15 protein-coding genes are annotated in these 20168 nt (G+C 50.6%); 1 reads left to right on the top strand and 14 read right to left on the bottom strand.

What is annotated here, in order from left to right:
* Positions 1–27: 27 nt before the first annotated feature.
* Positions 28–1404 (top strand): C39 family peptidase, encoded by a 1377-nt coding sequence (locus tag NO352_RS24590; protein WP_289356985.1) that lies wholly within the window; start codon positions 28–30, stop codon positions 1402–1404.
* A gap of 116 nt (positions 1405–1520) precedes the next feature.
* On the opposite strand, the gene NO352_RS24585 is transcribed toward NO352_RS24590, so the two are convergent.
* The 14 genes from NO352_RS24585 to NO352_RS24520 all read right to left on the bottom strand — a co-directional run bounded on the left by NO352_RS24585 (position 1521) and on the right by NO352_RS24520 (position 19942).
* On the bottom strand, positions 1521–1688 hold the full coding sequence (locus NO352_RS24585; protein ID WP_163974314.1) for a hypothetical protein: 168 nt from the start codon (positions 1686–1688) through the stop codon (positions 1521–1523).
* 205 nt (positions 1689–1893) lie between these two features.
* Positions 1894–4458, bottom strand: a complete 2565-nt coding sequence (locus NO352_RS24580; RefSeq protein ID WP_289356984.1) for a DUF4179 domain-containing protein — start codon at positions 4456–4458, stop codon at positions 1894–1896.
* Positions 4458–4985: an RNA polymerase sigma factor gene (locus NO352_RS24575; protein ID WP_005543265.1), complete on the bottom strand. Its 528-nt coding sequence runs from the start codon at positions 4983–4985 to the stop codon at positions 4458–4460. The genes NO352_RS24580 and NO352_RS24575 overlap by 1 nt, the downstream gene beginning before the upstream one ends.
* Positions 4986–5183: 198 nt before the next feature.
* Positions 5184–5444: a hypothetical protein gene (locus NO352_RS24570; RefSeq protein ID WP_268598935.1), complete on the bottom strand. Its 261-nt coding sequence runs from the start codon at positions 5442–5444 to the stop codon at positions 5184–5186.
* Between the two features lie 55 nt (positions 5445–5499).
* Positions 5500–6357 carry an inositol monophosphatase family protein gene (locus NO352_RS24565; RefSeq protein WP_289356983.1) on the bottom strand — a complete coding sequence of 286 codons (858 nt, stop codon included), beginning with the start codon at positions 6355–6357 and terminating at the stop codon, positions 5500–5502.
* Between the two features lie 100 nt (positions 6358–6457).
* Positions 6458–7279 (bottom strand): sulfite exporter TauE/SafE family protein, encoded by an 822-nt coding sequence (locus NO352_RS24560; RefSeq protein WP_268598937.1) that lies wholly within the window; start codon positions 7277–7279, stop codon positions 6458–6460.
* 146 nt (positions 7280–7425) lie between these two features.
* Positions 7426–8196, bottom strand: a complete 771-nt coding sequence (fabI, locus tag NO352_RS24555; RefSeq protein ID WP_005543269.1) for an enoyl-ACP reductase FabI — start codon at positions 8194–8196, stop codon at positions 7426–7428.
* 152 nt (positions 8197–8348) lie between these two features.
* Entirely contained in the window at positions 8349–9350 is a 1002-nt protein-coding gene (gene uvsE / locus NO352_RS24550; RefSeq protein ID WP_289356982.1) for a UV DNA damage repair endonuclease UvsE, read from the bottom strand.
* A 335-nt stretch (positions 9351–9685) separates the two neighbouring features.
* Positions 9686–10114, bottom strand: coding sequence for a PaaI family thioesterase (locus NO352_RS24545; RefSeq protein WP_005543271.1), 429 nt, complete (start codon positions 10112–10114; stop codon positions 9686–9688).
* Positions 10115–10176: 62 nt separating this feature from the next.
* A complete protein-coding gene (locus NO352_RS24540) occupies positions 10177–11853 on the bottom strand; it encodes a long-chain-fatty-acid--CoA ligase (RefSeq protein WP_005543272.1) in 1677 nt (558 codons plus the stop codon).
* A gap of 37 nt (positions 11854–11890) precedes the next feature.
* A complete protein-coding gene (locus NO352_RS24535) occupies positions 11891–13675 on the bottom strand; it encodes an acyl-CoA dehydrogenase family protein (RefSeq protein WP_410453065.1) in 1785 nt (594 codons plus the stop codon).
* Positions 13676–13753: 78 nt separating this feature from the next.
* The gene (locus NO352_RS24530) at positions 13754–14935 is read right to left on the bottom strand and encodes an acetyl-CoA C-acyltransferase (RefSeq protein WP_005543274.1); all 1182 of its coding nucleotides are present in this window, start codon (positions 14933–14935) and stop codon (positions 13754–13756) included.
* Between the two features lie 34 nt (positions 14936–14969).
* Complete coding sequence (locus tag NO352_RS24525) at positions 14970–17366, bottom strand: 3-hydroxyacyl-CoA dehydrogenase/enoyl-CoA hydratase family protein (RefSeq protein ID WP_268598941.1); 2397 nt, start codon at positions 17364–17366, stop codon at positions 14970–14972.
* A gap of 404 nt (positions 17367–17770) precedes the next feature.
* On the bottom strand, positions 17771–19942 hold the full coding sequence (locus tag NO352_RS24520; protein WP_289356981.1) for a (Fe-S)-binding protein: 2172 nt from the start codon (positions 19940–19942) through the stop codon (positions 17771–17773).
* Positions 19943–20168 lie beyond the last annotated feature (226 nt).

The following is a 20168-nucleotide window of genomic DNA, read 5'->3' as shown; positions in this document are numbered from 1 at the left end:
GGAGTATGTCTGAGGAGGGTTTGAACTTTGCCGCGAATCGTCAGGCAGCTGAATCGATGGCTGCTGTTTCTTATATTGCTAGCTTTATGTGCATTTCCTTTTCAAAACTTTATTCTCTCTAAGCTCAAGGATGGCTCCTTACCCTTCTCCTTCGGGCTGCCCTCGGACGACATTGTACTGATGCTGTACAGCAATACCGCACGGGTAGGACGCTATCTGGTTCCACTTGCAGAATCCGAGCCGAAGGCTGCTCCTTATCAGGAGAAGGGGGAGACACTCGTACCAGTCCGCTTCCTGGCGGACAAGCTTGATGCAGACCTGGCTGTCGATAAGGGTGGCCGCACCCTTACGTTGTCAAGAGATGAAGCAAGAATTACGTATTCGCTCGAAAAAGGCAAGGTCAGCATCGCGACTCCATCCGGCAGCAAATCCGCAGCCTCTGTAAATGCACTGCCTGTTCAGAAGGACGGAGTTACCTACGTCCCGCTTCGGCCGGCTAGTGAAGCGCTCGGGCGGCATATTTATAGCAGTGGCGGCGTAATCGCACTGACCACGACTCCAAAAGCGCCTAAACAAGAGAAGTGGAACGAATGGAGAGAGGAATTGTCCTCCTATCTGGCCTACGATGCGTTTGGTTCGTATGCAGTCAAGATGGGAACAAGCTATACCGCACTGTTCCACCGCTGGGAAGACGCCGTCAATTATGCGAAGCAGATACCTGGCCGCAGAGTAACCTACCGCGGTCAGCATGTGATGTGGGATCCGAAGAAGCCTGCGCCGAAGTCGATTCGCTTGAATGGAGCTCCGCTTATTTTGCAGCTCCCTGAGTTGCCGCGCGGCTGTGAAGTGACTGCCCTAGCAATGCTCTTGCAATCTGCAGGTCAGAAAGTAGACAAGATGGAGCTGGCTAAAAATATCCGCAAAGATACAACGCCGTATGAGAAAAAGAATGGCGGCATCTATTTCGGCAATCCGCATCGCGGATTCGTAGGCGATATGTACACGTTCGCCAATCCTGGTCTCGGGGTATATCACGAGCCGATAGCAGAGGTCGCGGAGAAGTATTTGCCAGGACGAATCATTGATATGACCGGGACATCGTTCGGGCATCTGCTGTGGACGGTCGGGCAAGGAACGCCAGTATGGGTTATCCATACGACACTGTACGATTCCGTCCCAGCAGGAGCTTGGATAACGTGGAATACAGCAGATGGGCCAATCCAAGTGACCTACTATGAGCACTCCTTGCTTGTGATCGGCTATGACGATCAATATGTGTATGTGCATGATCCGCTAGGTCGCCGCGATCGCATCTCCCGCGCCGCCTTCAAGCGCGGGTGGGAGCAAATGGGCAGCCAAGCCATCACCTATACGAAGGAAGCGCCAACTGCACAAGCAACATAGGTGCACAGGCAACATAAAAGGAACTGTCCGCACTGCATCCAGTTATGCAGAGAGACAGTTCCTTTTGTTCTGGCCATATTTAAACTTTACTCCAATGATTCTTAGACAAACTCTCCCTAATCATAATTGCGCAATATGAGGTAGAGGATTATCCCTACCGGACCGAGCAGGAAGACAACGAGCGCCCATAGACACCCAATCTGCTTCCCCTTGCGCGCTGATGCCTCGCCCCATATCCAGAACAGGCACACCCAGCTTAACACCCATATCAGAAAGCCAATCAACCGCATCCCCCCGTTTCAATTAAGAAACCTGGTCGTAATTGTTTATGCTGCAGCACCTATAAACTACATTTGATATGTACGCAGGAATCGCTGCAATTAGGATTTCTTTTTCATCATGCCTAGCTTCCCCTATGAACACAGAAAGCTGACCCACAAAGCGATTTCTGCTTCGCGGGTCAGCTTTTCTAACCTTTTTTTCTCTTGTCTAATTTAGATTTATGTCGTTATTAGTATCAATATCCAGGCGGTAGAACTTCGAATAACGATTCATTTGCCCTTCAATCGTCAGACTGCCTTCTCTTTTGAAAATATACCAGTTTTGACCGTTATATCGCTCAACCGAATACCCGTTCAGATCAATGCTGAACAGCCTTTTCACGTCAGGCGCCGCTGCGTCGAGCACCTGCTTATTCGAGAATTTGTCGAAGAGGGCCTCGGTTGCATTCGTTCCCGTTTCTAAAATGTCGGAATCATAAACGGACAGTATGCGTCCAGTGTTATAGCCAACCTGAATGGACAAATCACGCTCCTGATCCTCTAAATCGTAATAATCCTTCGCAATTCCGATACGGCTGTCATAGCGATACGTACGGCTTGCAAGCGCCATCGGGGTTTCTTTCCCTCTAACGGTGAGGGAAGCTTTCTTAGCCGACTCAAGTGCCTTAGCACTTACTTGATCCATCGGAATGTCATAAGACATGCTAAGGACTCGTTCTCCCTCCATCTCGATGTCGATATCTTTTCCTGTAATCCAGGTATGCACATCCCGATCGACCCTTGTCTTTGCCCGAGTAATGTCCTGAATACGGGCAGCCAGCTGTTTTTCATCCAGTCCTGTTTGCCCTTCAACAATCCGCTTAATCTTATCTGGCAGCTCAGCGTAATTCATGGAGATGTGAACATCATAAGTTCCACGTTTCACATCAAGAGCGGCATAGCTCTTGTTATCCTTGCTATAAACGGTAACATCATGATAAGACGATCCACGGTATTCCTCGACTCCATATAGCTCAATGTCACGACCAGCAACTTCTCGTACTGCTTGCTTCATACGCTCCACTATGGAAGAATCCAAATCCTTCACCGTCTTGCCATGCTTCGGCTCCGTCAAGCTGCCTACTTGATCGTGTTCTCCTGCGAGCGGCGGGATGGTAAACTCAATCTTCTGATTAACCTCAATCGGTTCATTGTATCTCCGTAGCGATATTTCATATTCGTCCAATTTCGGAGCCATAATCGCAATATCATAAACATCTTGCTTCTGCTTCTCCTGCCCCCATTTATCCTTATCTTCAAAAATCGTTCCCAATACCCAGCTGAACGTAATATTTCTTTCATATTTTTCGTTTAATTGCTTGCCTGTCATTGGGATAGCTCTCGTCTCCGGTGTATCCAGATTCAAGTCATATTGCTTCCAAATCTCGTTCGATCCTGATCCCTGAAGCTTCAAGTAGTAAGGCTCATACGTCAAGAATGTACTCTGAAACGGATTATTCCCCGCTTGATCTGGCTGAACCTTGAGATGGAGGATTCCCTTATTGTCATACTCTGTGCCTAATATCGTTATATCCCTGCCCTGATATTGGATCTTCTTTGGATATTTATCTTCCGTGCGAAGACGGAACGTACGATTTGGCCGGGCTTGAGTCACATACAATCTCTTTAATCCCAGAGTCATGTGCTTCGGCTTGTTCTCGAAATAGACAGACGGGATAAACTCCCACTGGTTGCGGCTGACCCCATTCACCAAATCTCTGAATCCTGAAGACTGTCGAATCGGATAAACTTTACCGGTCTCGTCTTTCAGTATAAGATTTTCTCGGACAATCTCATCCCAATCGTAACCTGGATGCAGCTCTGCCTTTCCTTCATCTTGAATTCGAGTTCGAGTCTCAAGCAGCATACGGGTAGGAGAGATCGTAATATCCTTAAGAGCAAACTGCTGCACAATCGAGTCTGCCTGCTCTGCCGTCCGCTCCAGATTGACCACGCGAGTTGGTTTTATATTATTGATACCGAGCGGAACCTGAATATCCTCTGATTCGGAGTAAATATTTTTATATTCGTCATTGCGCTTAATTTTTGTCAGCCGGATCGTAATTTTCCGATCCTTATCTTCTCGTTTCAACTGCTCGACGTATTCTGGCGGCAAAGGAATGTCATGTTTCCAAGTAACAATACCATCCGCTTTTGCTTTAGCCTGTTTACGCGACTCATCATCGGATTCAATATGATAGGAAGTCGTATGATTGCTTCCATCCGAGAATCGGTGTTCGTCAAATTCAGGGAGCGTAGCCGTATAATCCTCGAACTCGTCATACAATCGGCGGGAACGCTGCGCCTCGGCAATATCCTCGCCCTTGATTGTAACCGTGACGAACAGACGATCATCTTCCAAATACAAATTATCGACGCTTACTTCCCGCTCTCCCCACTTCGTACGGTAGGTTTGTACCGGAATGTAGCCATGCTCCTTGGCATTGCGGATGCCCATAAAGCTGCCTGCCCCTTCCAGCCACTTGACTGCGGCCTCCAATCCGGGGATTTGCTTCGCATACGCGGCAAAGGAAGGCACAAACATGATCGAGCCAGAGAACAGCAAAACGCCGGCCGCAACCGTTCCTATGCTGCGCTGTACAATCTTCGTCCGATGGCGGCGGCGATCCATATTCTCGATCCGCTCCGCAATCCGTTGAGACAGATTAGGTGGAATAGGCACTTCGGGCAATTTTGCGAACATTGCTTCGATCTCCTCATCCCTAAATTCCATCAGCATCTAGCCTCCTTCATTTCTGGCATCATTTGCTTTTTAAACAACTTAATTGTGTTATATATTTTCGTTTTAACCGTGCCCAGCGGCATATCTGTCATCTCTGCAATTTCTTCTAGCGTATATCCTTGAACATACTTCAATTGGATGAGCATCCGCGTCATTGGCGGCTGCTGCTCCATAAGAGCCTGAAAATCCAGCATTTCGTCCGTCGGCGGACGCTTTGCGACTCCCATAACCTCTTCGTCCTCTATGTAGACTATCGATTTATTTTTCCGCAAATAGGTTTTGCACTGATTGATGACAATCCGAGTGAACCAAGTGTTGAATTTTTCGGGGTCTTTCAATTTCTGTATATGAATAAGGGCCTTCTCCACAGCATCGCATACTGCGTCCATACTGGCGGCCTCATCGTGTAAATAACTATATGCGATTCGGTACGATCGGTCTTGAATTTGCTGTACCGCTAGTGCAAAGCTGTGTGTATCGCCCTGCTGCGCGCGGACAATCAGCATCTTCTGATCCATAGTTCCTCCCCCTTCGGTCACCACTATGATGCATGGAGGCCCTAAATAGTTTTGGAAACTAAAATATTATTTTACGTTGACGCTCCTTTAACAGTTACATACGAGTTCATGATTATCGTTCCTCCTACTTTTGATGTCAATTTCAATAGTAAGATGCCTCACTTCGGTCAATTGTTTTGGTGCAAAAAAAATCCCGGACTAATTCCGGGACTCTCCATCGCGCTTAGCGCGTTTCATATATTGGTCATAACGGTCGTCTACTTCCTCAGCGATAGAGCGATACTGATTCGTTTCTTCTACGATTGGATCAAGCGTCGTCTGAATACGGATTTCGGTTCGCGGCGCTATTCGACGTCTAACAGCCTCGTCCGGCTTCTCTGTATCCATCTCTCCTGCCGTCAGCCGCTCGTGCAGCTCTGCCTCCAGCTGCTCTTGTCTTCCCTTGTCCCGTTCAGTCACAGGAACACCTCCCTCAAGCACATTCTCCCTCTAGTATGAGCTTGAATGACACTCTCTAGCCTTGAGCTTTTGCTTCTCTTAACGCTTCAATGAAGAAGCCGTGAATATGTCCGTTCGAGGCAACGACGTCTCGCACGCCTAGATGATACGGTCTGCCGTACGTATCTGTTACCTTGCCGCCGGATTCCGAGATGAGCAAGCTGCCCGCGGCCAAATCCCAAGCATTCAGGTTCAATTCCCAGAACCCTGTCAAGCGGCCTGCAGCCACATAAGCCATGTGGAGAGCGGCCGAGCCTGCGGTACGGATGTTGCGAACTTGCGGCGCAAGCGCGGTAATCCCCGCCAAATTCGCGGGCAACGCATGTTCTCGCTCCGTAGGGAATCCGCTTGCAATCAAGCTCGCCCCGAGCTGCTGCTCTGGTGCCACCTGCATTCGGCGTCCGTGCACATAGGCACCCTTTCCTTTTTCCGCCACGAACAGTTCATCTCTCGTCGGATCGTACACAATGCCGACAATCACTTCTCCCTTATGCGCCAATGCGATCGATACGGAGTAGAATGGGAACCCGTGAACATAATTTGTCGTTCCATCGAGCGGATCAATAATCCACACATATTCCTCCTGCAGCGCCTTCTCCAATGCCCGCTTGGCCGCATCCTTTCCAGGATCCACCGATTCCTCGCCGAGAATAGTATGCTGCGGGAAATGGGTCAGCAGCAAACGGCGGATCATCTGCTCGGCTCCTTTGTCAATTTCGGTAACAAGATCGTGCATAGAAGATTTTATATTCAGCGATATGTACTGCCCTAATTTACTCTTAATCCATTCACCCGTCTTAGCCGCACAGTTGACTGCTACCGCTGTATAACTTTTACTGGTGACCACATGAGGAGTCTTGTCTGAAGTATTCAAGGCTTCACGCTACTTTCTATTAAAAATTGCTTCCTTTTCTTCCAATATACGTAGTAATCCCTTAGAAGTTTCGTTCGAATATCCAAGCTATGCAAAATGTTCATGAGCCTGCAAATCCGCTCACAATCATACGAATCGCAAGTATCAACAAGGTAATTCGCAGCACCAGCAGCAGCCCTTTGCCCGACATTCGATTCGCGATTGCTGCACCTAGCCTTCCGCCAATCCAGGCGCTCGGCGCCAATATTGCAACCAGCATCCAATCGACGGAACCATTCCATGCATGCACGGTTGTTCCCAGAATGGAGGACAGGAAGATAACGAACATGGATGTCGCCGAAGCAACATGCGGTGGGTAGCGAAATAACAGTACCATGAGCGGAACGAATAATGAACCGCCGCCTATGCCAAACAGCCCTGAAATGAAGCCGACCGCAAACCCGATAAACAACATCGGCACCACGCTGTACCCGTATTCGGTAGCTTGTCCAGACGGATCTACATATGTGCGAGTGCTTCGCCATGCGATGTTCACTGGCTTCAACCGTTCCTTGACGACCATCAGGATCGCCATCCCGAGCATGAAGAAGCCGAACACTAGATTGAATACATTGTCCTTGAAATACTCTGTAAGTGCCGCGCCCAGCATGGAAGCAGGCCCGCTTGTAATGAAATAGATCGCCCCGCTTCGCCAATCGACACGCTTCACCTTCATATAGGCAATTGTAGACGAAAGAGCTGTAAAAATAAGCACCGCCAGCGATGTCCCTACTGCTGTCTGTGAGGTAACGGCTTCTCCCAGCAGGTGCGGGCCGAAGAAAATGAGCCCTGGCACAATAATGATTCCGCCGCCTAGTCCTACAAGGCTGCCGAACGTTGCTGCGATTAGTCCGATAAGAACAAGAAACAGAATGGTTGCCATCAAATGCTCCTACTTTCCTCGCAATAGTAAGTCCCTATTTCTGAACGATATATAAACTGTCGCCCATACGAATAAATAAAAATCCGCCCGCAGGCAGCTGCCGATTCAAGCAGTTTGCCAAACAAGGCGGATATAGAAGTCGAGTGTTACACGCCGACAATGTGATAACCGCTGTCCACGTAGATCACTTCACCCGTAATACCGCGTGAGAAGTGGCTCATCAGGAACATTGCAGTATCGCCAACTTCCGCCGTGTCTGTTGTGCGGCGCAGTGGCGCCTTCTCCTCAACCTGCTTCAAGATCGAGTTGAAATCGCTGATGCCCTTGGCAGCAAGCGTACGGATCGGACCTGCAGAAATTGCATTGACGCGTATGTTGAACTGTCCCAGATCTGCCGCCAAGTAGCGAACAGAAGCTTCAAGCGCAGCTTTCGCGACACCCATGACATTGTAGTTCTTCATTGCGCGCTCTGCGCCGAGGTAAGTCATTGTCATAATGCTTCCGCCTTCTGTCATGAGCGGATGCAGGCGCTGAGCTACAGCTACCAGAGAGTATGCACTGATGTCTTGCGCTAGCGCGAAGCCTGCACGGGATGTATCTGCATACAGTCCTGTTAATTCTTCTGTCTTCGCAAATGCGATACTATGCACCAAACCATGCAATGTACCGAATTCTTCACGAAGTTTATCTGCCAATTGATCAATCTCTTCATCTACCGTAACGTTGCATGGAAGAATGACTGCATTCGGAATCGTTTCAGCTAGTTTGCGCACACGTGCTTCCACACGGTCGCTTTCGTATGTAAATGCCAATCTTGCGCCTTGTGCGGCGAGTGATTGCGCGATTGCCCACGCGATGCTGCGATCGTTCGCGACACCCATAACCACGATATTTTTACCTGCTAACAATTGAGACATTACTAAATTTCCTCCTCTCGCCATTTCGCATCATCAATTTGGTTTCACGAACTATGCATGTCCCTTTTTGACTGTTGCGGAAAAGCTCTTTTTTCAACGTATCCTATTTTTGCTTGATTTTCAAGTAGCAACTAGCAATCTGCGACTAGACACTACGGATCAATCTTCACACTCGCTTGATTAAGAATCGTTACCCCTTCTCCCGTATAGGGTACAAGATCTTTCATAAGCTGGAATAAGGCTCCGTCCTTCTGCTTTGCCTCCAGCATAACATCAATGCGCTCTGTATAAGAGGCAATCGCTCTGAGGAAGGCGAGCAAAGGCTTCACTTCCACGTAGTCAGCGTGTCCTCTTATATCGGAGGAGCTTTTAGGGCTGGACACATGAATCTTCGGCGGAAGCGGATTTTCGTTTGTCGCATCTGCCTGTCCGTAAGGCGTAAGCCATGTCTTCAATATGCGCGGCCACAGCTCATCCAATGATTCCCCTTCATTATTCACCCATTGATGATGAATATCGAGAACCATAGGGACGCCGAGCCGTTCACTAATTTGCAGTGTCTCCACTGCATTGAATGTTTTGTCATCGTTCTCTAATGTCATGCGCTTCTGTATAGCTTCAGGCAGTGCCTTGAAGTTCTCGATAAATCGTTCGCCCGCAATCTCCTTGTTGCCATAAGCACCGCCGACATGAATGTTGTTCTTCGCCCGGGCATCCACTCCCATTGCCTGTAGCATGCGCACATGATGCTCTAAATCCTTCACGGACTTGACAAGCACATCCTCGCGCGGCGTGCTCAGTACGGTAAAGTGATCAGGGTGGAAGGACACGCGCATGTGATGCTCGTTCACATACTGCCCAATCGCTTGAAAACCCTTCTGCAAAGCGGGAAATGGATCCCAATCATTCAGCTCCGGATGCGTAGCCAGCGGAATTAACTTCGAGGAGAAGCGGTACAACTGAATGTCGTGTGCACGATTATGCTTTAGGAGCCGCAGCGTATTGTGCAGATTTTCTTCCGCTATGCGTTCCGCCTTGCGCAAAGCCGCAGCACGATCCTCCAGTTTGCGAAATGATGCGTATGTCATCGTACGCGAGGGCGAGGCATTCGCCACCGTGACCGACATCGCTACATATCCGAATCGAACCAGCATACTTCGGATTCCTCCCGACTGCTATTGTCATGCCGGCAAATACTTCTGCCCAATCTGACAAGCGTTTTCTCCTTCTAGCATTACCTTACTAGCGTGCGCTTAATCGACTAAGCTAGGAGATGTTCGCCATTGTGGACATAACGCGCTTCCTTACTATACTTTGTCGAATACTCTATCTAAACCTAAAACTATCTAAATCCTTTAAAGATTGCTTCACTATCGGCTGCAAGAAATAGATATGACTTATACAGATTAACCGATTTTGGCAATGCAAAAACCCCTGACCTATTTGGTGCAGGGGCTTGCTCTATTAAGTTAAGTATGCCTGAACACAGTCATATCACCCGGAACGTCGCCAGCGCAAGGGAACCAAGCTTGCCTTCCGCATCAATTACCCGTCCTGTGCAAGTGATTGAGCGGCGCGTTTCATGCACGATTTCCGCCGTAACTCGAAGTTCTCCGGCCTGCAGCGGCGCAACAAAGTTTACGTTCAAATTGGATGTAACCGTATTTTCATCGGGTCTAGCCAACATCGTAGCCAATCCCATCGCGTTATCTAATAGAGAGGACAGTACCCCGCCATGAACGATGCCTATGGCATTCAAATGATGCCGTCCAGCATCAAGTTTTAGAACGACATGCCCCGGCTCTGCCGTCAACGTTTCGCAGCCAAGGTAATCCCAGAAGGTTCCCTTCGCTTGCGCATACAATTGGTCGAGTCGCTCGCTTACGATGGATACAGGGGTTGCTGCCAGCTCCTCCATAGAAATTCCCACCTCCAAGCACTTCTTTATTCAACTTCATGCCAGCAACAAATACAGCCTTACTACTTTTTCACCAATTCATCCTCTTCCAGCAGCATGCGGCGCAGTACCTTGCCCGCAATGGTCTTCGGCAGCTCACTGCGGAATTCATATTGGCGCGGCACCTTGAAGGAGGCCATCCGCTCGCGGCACCAGACATTTAACTCATCTTCGGTTACTTGGGCTCCAGCGCGAGTCACAATATATGCTTTGACCGTCTCTCCTCGGTAAGCGTCGGGCACACCCACAACGACGGCTTCCTTTACACTTGGATGCTCGTACAGCACTTCCTCCACTTCCCGCGGATAAATATTGAACCCGCCGGCAATGATCAAATCTTTTTTTCGATCAATGATGGAGAAAAATCCTTCCTCATCCTGCCTTCCCAGGTCCCCTGTATACAGCCATCCATCCCGAAGCGCCGTTACGGTCTCCTCCGGCTTGTTCCAATACCCCTTCATCACCTGTGGGCCGCGGACAATCAGTTCTCCTACCTCGCCCTGCGGCAACTCTTCTCCCGTGTAGGAATCAACGATCTTCGCCTCCGTATCGGGGAACGGAATGCCAATAGAACCATTTTTGCGTTTGCCCCACAACAGGTTCGCATGCGTAATCGGCGATGCTTCCGTCAAGCCATACCCTTCGATAAGCACGCAGCCCGTCAACGCTTCGAACTTCTCCTGCACCTCCAGCGGCAGCGAAGATGCGCCGCTGATGCATGTGTGAATGGAAGACAGGTCATAACGGTTCGTATCCGGATGATTAATCAGCGAAATGTACATCGTCGGCGCCCCTGGGAACACGGTCGGACGCAGCTTATGAATAATCTGCAGCATTTCGGAGGCCTCGAACTTCGGCACAAGCACGTTCATCCCCCGACACAGCGTGCACAGATTCATCAAAATAGTCATCCCGAACACATGGAAAAATGGAAGCGCTCCCAAGAAGACTTCTTCTCCGCGCTTCACCTTATAGAACCATGCCGCCGATTGCATCGTATTGGCGACCAAGTTTCTATGGGTCAACATCACCCCTTTAGGTGTGCTTGTCGTCCCTCCGGTGTACTGCAGCAGTGCTAGATCGTTTTCTCCGTCGACTTCCGCACAGATAAATTTTGGCGGAACGCTTTTGAGCAATGGCGCAAAGGCATGAACGTGATCATCATACTTTACCCCGGCCGCCTGAACGTTTTTCTTCATCTTTAAGGAAAACAGCACGTTTTTCGGAAAGGGCAAGTAATCCTTAATAGAGGTTACGATCGCGTGCCGAAGCTGTGTGCGTGCCTGAACGGCACGCACACGCGGATATAATACATCAAGGGTTACGATCGCGGCTGCTCCGGAATCGGATAGCTGGATCGCCAGTTCACGTTCCTTATAGAGCGGGTTTGTAAGTACAGCTATACATCCGGCCATCAGCGTACCATAATACGCAATGACGGTCTGTGGACAGTTGGGCAGCATGATTGCCACTCGCTCCTTGCTGCCAATTCCAAGCCGCACAAGTGCATTTGCGAATCGGCAGCACTCTTCAAGCAATTGCTCATAGCTCAAACGCTTCCCCATGAATTCAAGCGCGGGCCGTTTCGGGTATTCCCGTGCCGCATCGATGAGGAATTGGGCGACATTATGTCGCGGGTAGTCATACGTCGGGTCAATTTCCTGCGGGTAATGACGGAGCCATGGCTTTTCCAATGGCATACCTAACCATCCCTTCCTCGCGGGGTTCTCCCGCGTATTACGAGACCACGTATTTTTCCGCTTGAATCACGCGTGCCGCTATCTCACGCTTTATGCCTACGCCGTCAATTGGCGAGCTCTTCGCCAGCTTCTTCAGAATCGACAGTTGTGTGCGCAATACGTCGCCTGACTCCATTGCCGCCAGCGTTTCCTTGGCTGTACGTTCAATATCAGCGAATGCCTCATGCATGTATACAGTTGTCATTTGCATCGCAAGTTTCGCCTTTGCCTCGCCCTCCTTCGCCATCAGCTTGCGAGTGCGCAGCAGCGCGCTTTCCATTGCGTATACGGCAATCATTAAATCAGCAAGGTTGCTCAAAATTTCCTGGTGCTGCTCAAGCGATGTTCCGTATTTTTGAGCTGCTAATCCACCAAGCATAAGGAATATCTTTTTCGCCATCTTAACGAGATGTTCTTCCTGCTCCATTGCTCCACCTGATTCCGGCATGGATACGATCGACATCAGATCGGCTTGGAGCGCCTTCGCCTTTTGCAGGAGCGGCAGTTCTCCCTTGGCAGCTCTCTTAAGCAGCGTGCCTGGGATAAGCAATCTGTTAATTTCATTTGTTCCTTCGAAAATGCGGTTAATGCGGGAGTCGCGGTAGATGCGCTCGATTTTATACTCCTGCGTAAAGCCGTAGCCGCCATGAATTTGAACGCCTTCATCGGCTACGAAATCAAGCACCTCTGAAGCGAACACTTTATTAATGGAGCATTCAAGCGCGTATTCGGTAATCGCCTTGGCCATTAACTGACCTGAATCCGGCTGCTTGTAATCGATGTCTTTCAGCACATTGTCCACCAAGCCAGAAGTCCGATACACCATCGACTCCGTTACATAAGTACGGATGTTCATATCTGCCAGCTTATTGCCGACAAGAGAGAATTCTGTAAGCGCCTTGCCGAACTGTTTGCGTTCGCCAGCATATTTCACGCTCAACTCGATCGCTTCCTTCGCTGCTCCGAGACATCCAGCCCCCAGCTTGAAGCGGCCGATGTTCAAAATATTGAACGCAATAACGTGCCCGCGGCCTACCTCTCCGAGTACATTCTCCACTGGAACCTTGACGTCCTCGAAGAAGAGCGGACAAGTGGAAGAACTCTTAATTCCCATCTTCTTCTCTTCCGGTCCAACCGTGAAGCCTTCCATTCCCTTCTCAACAATGAATGCCGTGAAGTCCTTGCCGTCTACCTTCGCATATACGACAAAAATATCGGCGAAGCCCGCATTTGTTATAAAAATTTTAGAGCCATTCAGCACGTAATGACTGCCATCCTCAGACAGCTTCGCTGTCGACTTCGCGCTAAGCGCATCTGATCCAGATGACGGCTCCGTAAGGCAATAAGCAGCGATTTTAGCGCCTGTCGCAAGGTCAGGCAAATATTTGGCCTTCTGCTCTGGCGTGCCAAAGAATACGATCGGCAGCGTCCCGATACCCACATGCGCGCCAACGGAGAGCGCGAAGCCAGATGCTTTGGTCAGCGTTTCGCCGATCAGCGTAGAGCTGACCTTGTCGAGCCCAAGACCGCCATATTCTTCTGGAATGTCCGCGCCGAGCAGCCCGATTTCCCCGGCCTTGCGCATCAGCTTAACCGTCAAATCGTAATTCAATTTTTCCAATTCTTCGTCGTGCGGCAGCACTTCTCCTTCTACGAAATCACGAGTTGTATCCACCATCATGCGCTGTTCTTCCGTGAAATCCTCTGGAGTAATGATCGCATCCGGAGTGATGTCATCAATGACAAAGCTTCCGCCTTTGATTTTCTGTTCCAACATGGTCATGGTAATCTTCTTCCTTTCGAAGTGGATTAAGAATGGATAAGTGGCTCTGAACAATTTGAACAATACGATGCAAAAAGTTTAAGCAAACACCTCGAACACTCCGGCGGCTCCCATTCCACCACCGATGCACATGGACACGACACCATAGCCGCCGCCGCGGCGGCGAAGCTCATGCAAGAGTGTTGCCGTCAGCTTCGAACCTGTGCACCCAAGCGGATGGCCGAGCGCAATCGCGCCGCCGTTCACATTCACCTTGCTCTCATCCAGCCCCAAGTGGCGAATGATATGCAAACATTGCGAGGCGAAGGCTTCATTCAATTCAAATAGATCGACCTGATCCTGCGTAATGCCTGCCTTGCGCAGCGCCTTCGGAATCGCTTCTACAGGCCCGACGCCCATAATGTCAGGCGCGACGCCAGCCAACGCGAAGCTGCGGAAGGCCGCAAGCGGCTTCAATCCAAGCTCCTTCGCTCTGTCGGCGCTCATCATCACACAGGCTGCAGCCCCGTCATTCATCGGTGAGCTGTTGCCCGCCGTTACGCTGCCGCCCAAGGAGAACGAAGGCTTCAGCTTCGCAAGCACCTCCTCCGTCGTGTCCGGACGAACGCATTCATCCATATCGAAGGTCAGTTCCTTTTCCCAAGGACGGCCGTTACTGTCGACTCCTCTTTGTACCGTTGAGACAGGCACGATCTCGTCACGGAATTTGCCTTCAGCGATAGCTGCCGCAGCCTTGCGATGACTGTCAGCAGCGAATCGATCCTGTTCCTCACGGCTAATGCCGAATCGCTTCGCCACATTTTCCGCTGTGTATCCCATGCCCATATATACTTCCGGCATATCTGAGACCAGCTTCGGATGCGGCGCAAGCTTGAAGCCGGTCATCGGCACCGCGCTCATACTCTCTACTCCGCCGGCAACAATCGTGTCCGCAGCGCCGGCCATAATCCGTTCTGCAGCAAACGCAATCGACTGCAGGCCAGAAGCACAAAACCGATTAACCGTAACGGCAGGCACCTCCTGCGGATAACCTGCATACAGCGACACAATGCGTGCCATGTTCAAGCCTTGCTCGCCTTCCGGCATTGCACAGCCGAGTATGACGTCCTCAATGTCCGATTTGTTCAAGCCTGGTGCGCGTCGAACAACTTCCTCCAGTACAGTTCTCCCCAGATCCTCGGCTCTCGTCTGCGCGAGGCTCCCTTTCTTCGCCCGGCCAACCGGCGTACGCGCTATAGATACAATGACTGCTTCTTTCATTGCGATCTCCCCTCATTCATAATTTGGAAGGATATTAATTGCGCAGCGGCTTGCCCTTGGAGAGCATGTGCTGCATGCGCGCCTGCGTCTTCGGTTCGCCGCACAGGCTTAAGAAAGCTTCACGTTCCAGATCGAGCATGTATTGCTCGCTCACCAAGCTGTTCGCCGGTACGTTGCCGCCCGCAAGCACATGCGCCAGCTTATTGGCAATCAGCCGGTCATGATCCGAGATATAGCCGCCGAGCTGCATCGTATAGGCTGCCAGCTGCAGCACGGATTTGCCTGGTTCACCAACGACACGGATGCGCTCCTCTTCTCTCGGCGCATATCCGGCCCGATCCATTTCCAGTACAGCCATCTTCGCCTCATGGATACGGCGATCCGGGTTGATAACGACGGAATCGTTAGGTCCCATATAGCCGAGCCGCTTCGTGTCATGTCCGCTCGTCGACACCTTCGCCATGGCAATGGTTTCGAAATAGCTGTTCACGTATGATTGCAGGTCTGGATTCGTCTTGCCGACGATCTGGCTTGAGCGCAAGGCCATCTCTTTGCAGCCGCCGCCCCCTGGAATCAAGCCAACGCCCGTTTCAACCAATCCGAAGTATGTTTCTGCGGAGAAAATGATTTTATCTGCCGGCAGGCACGCTTCTACCCCGCCTCCAAGCGTCATTTGATGCGGCGCAGCTACGACAGGCTTCTCCAGTCTCTTCAGCGTCAGCATCGCATTCTGGAACTGGCTGATGATGAGATCAATTTCATCCCATTCCTCTTCCTGAGCCTCCATTAGAAGTAGCATGACATTTGCGCCCACGCAGAAGTGGCGCCCTTCATTTGCAACAACGAGTCCGCGATAATTGCGGCGAACTTCCTCCACGCTCTTCAGAATCATCGTCAAAATGTCCGCGCCGATAGCATTGTTCGGCGAATGGAACTCCAGACAAGCTACGCCGTCTCCGATGTCGATCAAGCTAGCACCCGGATTAGACAGCACGACCTTGTTCTGCTGCTTAAGCTGCTTGAGGGAAATATGCTCCGCTGCCGGCTCCAGCTCAGTCCACGCCCCGCCATGAACGTAAAATTGTTGTGCCTCCCGCTTCTCATAGAAGTGAGTATGTCCCTCAGCAATCCAGGCACTTACCCAATCCGGCAGCACGTCGCCCTCAGCCTCCATGCGTTTGGCTGCCGGCACCAGGCCGATCGCGTCCCACACTTCGAAAGGCCCGAGCTCCCAATTGAAGCCCCACTTCATCGCATTGTCGATATCGACAATCGAATCGGCGATTTCGCCCAGTTTGTGCGCCGAATAGAGCAGCACCGGCTTCAGCGTGTTCCATGCCAGCTCGGAATAACGATCCTTTGTTCCGAGCAGCGCCTTGATTTTATTCGCTGCACCCTTGGCAGACTTCGATGCTTCCAGGGAGGCGGATGAGATTTTACGTACCGGTTCATATTCCATCGTATCGAAGCGCAGTGCCTGTATGACCTTCCCAGAATCGGTTTTCACTTTCTTATAGAAGCCTTGGCCCTGCTTTTCGCCAATCCAGCCCAGATCAACCATCCGGTTAAGAACGTCCGGCGCACTGAATACATCCTTCTCTACTGTCGCTGCCGTTTGATCATGCACATTCGCCGCAACATGCACGAACGTGTCGAGCCCGACCAGATCGAGTGTGCGGAAGGTTGCGCTCTTTGGACGGCCAAGTGCAGGTCCAGTGACAGCATCCACTTCCTCTACCGTGTATCCAAGCTCCATCATATTCCGCAATGTAATCAGCAGCCCAAATGTGCCGATTCGGTTGGCGATAAAGTTCGGCGTGTCCTTGGCTACAACGACGCCTTTGCCGAGGCGACGCTCGCAGAACTCGTGCATGTAGGACACGATTTCCGGATCAGTCGTCTCACCTGGAATGATTTCTAGCAGCTTCATATAGCGTGGAGGATTGAAAAAATGAGTTCCTAAAAAGTGCTTTTTAAATGACTCTCCACACAAAGAAACCATTTCGTTGATGGATATGCCTGACGTATTCGATGTTACGATCGTTCCCGGCTTCCATACTCCCTCGATTCGCTTCAGCAAGTCGCGCTTAACGTCCAGTCTCTCGACGACGACTTCAATAATCCAGTCCACGTCTGCAAGCTTCGACAGATCATCTTCCAGATTGCCCGGTGTAATTCTGCCTGCGAACTCTTCACTATAAAGCGGTGCCGGCTTCGTCTTCTTCAGGCGTGCGATGGCATCCGTAGCTAAGCGATTGCGCACAGCAGGATGCTCCATTGTGAGCCCTTTTTTGGATTCAGCTTCTGTAAGCTGTTTCGGAACGAGGTCGAGCAAAAGGCAGCGAATGCCTGCGCCCGCCAAGTGAGCGGCAATAGCCGCACCCATTACGCCAGAGCCGATAACGGCGGCGCTTTGAATCGGTTGAACCATATGCGAGTTCCCTCCCAATTTGAAATGGTCTGTGTCACATGATGAGAACAACAAGAACGATATCGATATGAAATTGTTGGCTGATGACGCTACTCTGAGGTGTTCCCTGCTTCAGGAATGTTGGGTGCACTTCGTAAGATGTTCCCTGCTTCAGGGCTTGTAGGTGTGTGTACTTCGTGAGGTGTGTACTGCTTGAATGGTGTACTTCTGAGATGTGCAATGCTTCAGTTCAGGTCACTGCTCTAAGACAGGCACTTATCTGAACTTTGCTTGTCGTTGTGGTTGCAGATTCATAGAAGAAAGGTTTATGGAGTAGTTCATTGATGGTGAAATTAATGATATTTTGACCCCTGTTCAAAAAATGTGAAGCTGCTACTTTGATGTCTTTATTACAGGTTGTCTGATTATACTGATATCGGCTGTCTGTCATCCGTCTTAACCGAACCGAATACGGCTAGTTCAAGGATTTCAGCGATGTCGCGCGTCTGAACGGATTCATCGGCCTCAAGCAGCTTGGTGCCATCCTCCATCATCGTGAGACAATACGGGCATGCCGATGATATAACGGTCGGCTTCGTGGCCAGTGCCTGTTCGGTGCGCGCTAGATTGACGCGCTTACCTGCGGTCTCTTCCATCCACATCATGCCGCCGCCGGCTCCACAGCACATGCCGTTCTCGCGGCTTCGCTCTATCTCAAGCAGGGTAACGCCTCGGATCGCCCGCAGTATATTGCGCGGCTGCTCGTAAACGCCGTTATAGCGCCCAAGATAGCAGGAGTCGTGATACGTAATTCGTTCGTCCACTTCGTGCTGCGGCACAAGACTTCCCGAACGTATCAACTCGTCAAGCAACTCACTGTGGTGGAGAACTTCGGCTTCCAGCCCGAACTCGGGATACTCATTTTTTAACGTGTTGTACGTATGAGGACAGGCCGTAACAATTCTGCGTACCTTATATTTTTGGAATGTGGCGATGTTTTCTTCGCATAGCTGCTGGAACAAAAACTCATTGCCCATGCGCCGCGGAGTATCGCCCGAATTCTTTTCCTCATTGCCGAGTATGGCAAAGTTCACGCCAGCTTCATTCATTAGGCGCACAAGCGCCCTCGTCACCTTCCGGCTGCGATTATCATAAGAGCCCATGGAACCGACGAACAGCAGAATATCGAACTCTGGATTCTCCTTCACTGTCGGTACATGCAGCACTCCCTCAGGATCGACTTCCTTTACCCATTTCACCCGATCACTGCGGCTGATGCCCCACGGATTGCTTTGACGCTCAATGTTCTGCAGCGCCCGCTGTCCGTCATGCGGCATGCTGCCTTGCGTTAGCACCAGATAACGGCGCATATCTACGATCTTGTCGACATGCTCATTGCCGACCGGACATTGATCCTCACAGTTGCGGCAAGTCGTGCATGCCCATATTTCAGCTTCGGACATGACGTCGCCAATAAGCTCTAATTCTTCCGGCGGATGCTGTGCGATTTGCCAAGTGGCAGCCTGTGCCTGCATTGTCGAAGCAATGTCGGTCATTCCCTGTCCCTGCCACTTCCCAAGCTCCGCTCCCTCAGGATTCATTCTGTGCGTGCCCGATGACTTGAATGCAAAAGCAGGGGCCCACGGCGATCGTGATGTAACGGCCGCCCCTTTCTCTGTCAGGTGATCGCGCAGCTTGACGATCATGTGCATGGGCGACAGCCATTTCCCTGTGCCGGCAGCCGGACATACATTCGTGCAGCGGCCGCACTCTACGCATGCGTACAGATCCATCAGCTGCTTCTGAGTGAACTCCTCCACTTTGCCCACACCGAACGATTCCGCTTCCTCATTTTCCAAGTCAAGCTTGCTCAAACGTCCGACCGGCTCTGTGCGCCGAAGCAGTAGATTGACCGGCGCCGACAGCAGATGGAAATGCTTGCTCTGCGGTACGTAAACAAGAAATGCAAGCAGAATCACCAAGTGCGCCCACCAGAATGTCATATAGAGCGCCTCGGCCACTCCGTGAGAGATGCCGGTAAATGCCCCTGCAATAAGAGAAGAAATTGGCGCGTATCCCGATGCGCCTTCTCCTTCGGCTAATCGATGGAATCCCATCGTCAATAAGACAGACAGCATTAGAGAGTAAATGAAGAAGACGACAATAGACGGCTTCCATCCACGCTTCAGCCTCCCCAGCTTCTCGCCGTATCTGCGATAGGCGGCATAGCCCATGGCGATGAGCACCAAGGTCACGGTTGCTTCTTGCAGAAGCTCGAATGCCTCATACCCGGGAATAGGCAGCGGCTTGCCCGACAGTCCTTTATAAATAATATCCAGCGCGCCGACTTGCAAAATGATAAATCCATAGAAGATGACAATATGCATCAGACCGCTTTTCTTATCCTTCAGCAGCTTCGTTTGCCCGAACACTTGAGCGGCAAATGCATGCAAATTGTGCTTCACACGTCCGCTCCAATTCACCGGCTGCCCAAGCTTGACATACATGAATCGGTGATAGACCGCTTTGGCAAACCAATACACGCCGAGTCCCGTGACGGCCAAAAACAGGACGAGCTGCACGATCGCTCCCGGCATCGGAACCATCCCCTTTCTCAGTATTGAAAATGAATGAACTACCCATAGGAAGCGTTTACATCCCATTAGCATCATGTGCTAATCATGTGCTAATCATGTGCTCATCTACTGCCTAAACCCAGATCGATATCCAATGATTGACAATGATCTCAGTTCTATTTTATGATAGCAGCAGAAACTGAATGAGCATTCATTCATTTGTATTCCATATTCTAGCACCGAGGTG

The sequence above is a fragment of the Paenibacillus sp. S-12 genome, assembly GCF_030363895.1.
GTDB lineage: Bacteria > Bacillota > Bacilli > Paenibacillales > Paenibacillaceae > Paenibacillus_B > Paenibacillus_B alvei.
The sequence above is the reverse complement of the archived record's forward strand: the minus strand, read 5'-3'. Positions and strand labels throughout refer to the sequence as shown.

Excerpts from the sequence above, each read along its gene's own strand:
- NO352_RS24580 (WP_289356984.1), bottom strand. The coding sequence starts at position 4,458 with ATGGAATTTAGGGATGAGGAGATCGAAGCAATGTTCGCAAAATTGCCC.
- NO352_RS24575 (WP_005543265.1), bottom strand. The coding sequence starts at position 4,985 with ATGGATCAGAAGATGCTGATTGTCCGCGCGCAGCAGGGCGATACACAC.
- NO352_RS24560 (WP_268598937.1), bottom strand. The coding sequence starts at position 7,279 with ATGGCAACCATTCTGTTTCTTGTTCTTATCGGACTAATCGCAGCAACG.
- fabI (WP_005543269.1), bottom strand. The coding sequence starts at position 8,196 with ATGTCTCAATTGTTAGCAGGTAAAAATATCGTGGTTATGGGTGTCGCG.
- uvsE (WP_289356982.1), bottom strand. The coding sequence starts at position 9,350 with ATGCTGGTTCGATTCGGATATGTAGCGATGTCGGTCACGGTGGCGAAT.
- NO352_RS24545 (WP_005543271.1), bottom strand. The coding sequence starts at position 10,114 with ATGGAGGAGCTGGCAGCAACCCCTGTATCCATCGTAAGCGAGCGACTC.
- NO352_RS24540 (WP_005543272.1), bottom strand. The coding sequence starts at position 11,853 with ATGCCATTGGAAAAGCCATGGCTCCGTCATTACCCGCAGGAAATTGAC.
- NO352_RS24535 (WP_410453065.1), bottom strand. The coding sequence starts at position 13,675 with ATGACCATGTTGGAACAGAAAATCAAAGGCGGAAGCTTTGTCATTGAT.
- NO352_RS24530 (WP_005543274.1), bottom strand. The coding sequence starts at position 14,935 with ATGAAAGAAGCAGTCATTGTATCTATAGCGCGTACGCCGGTTGGCCGG.
- NO352_RS24525 (WP_268598941.1), bottom strand. The coding sequence starts at position 17,366 with ATGGTTCAACCGATTCAAAGCGCCGCCGTTATCGGCTCTGGCGTAATG.
- NO352_RS24520 (WP_289356981.1), bottom strand. The coding sequence starts at position 19,942 with ATGCCGGGAGCGATCGTGCAGCTCGTCCTGTTTTTGGCCGTCACGGGA.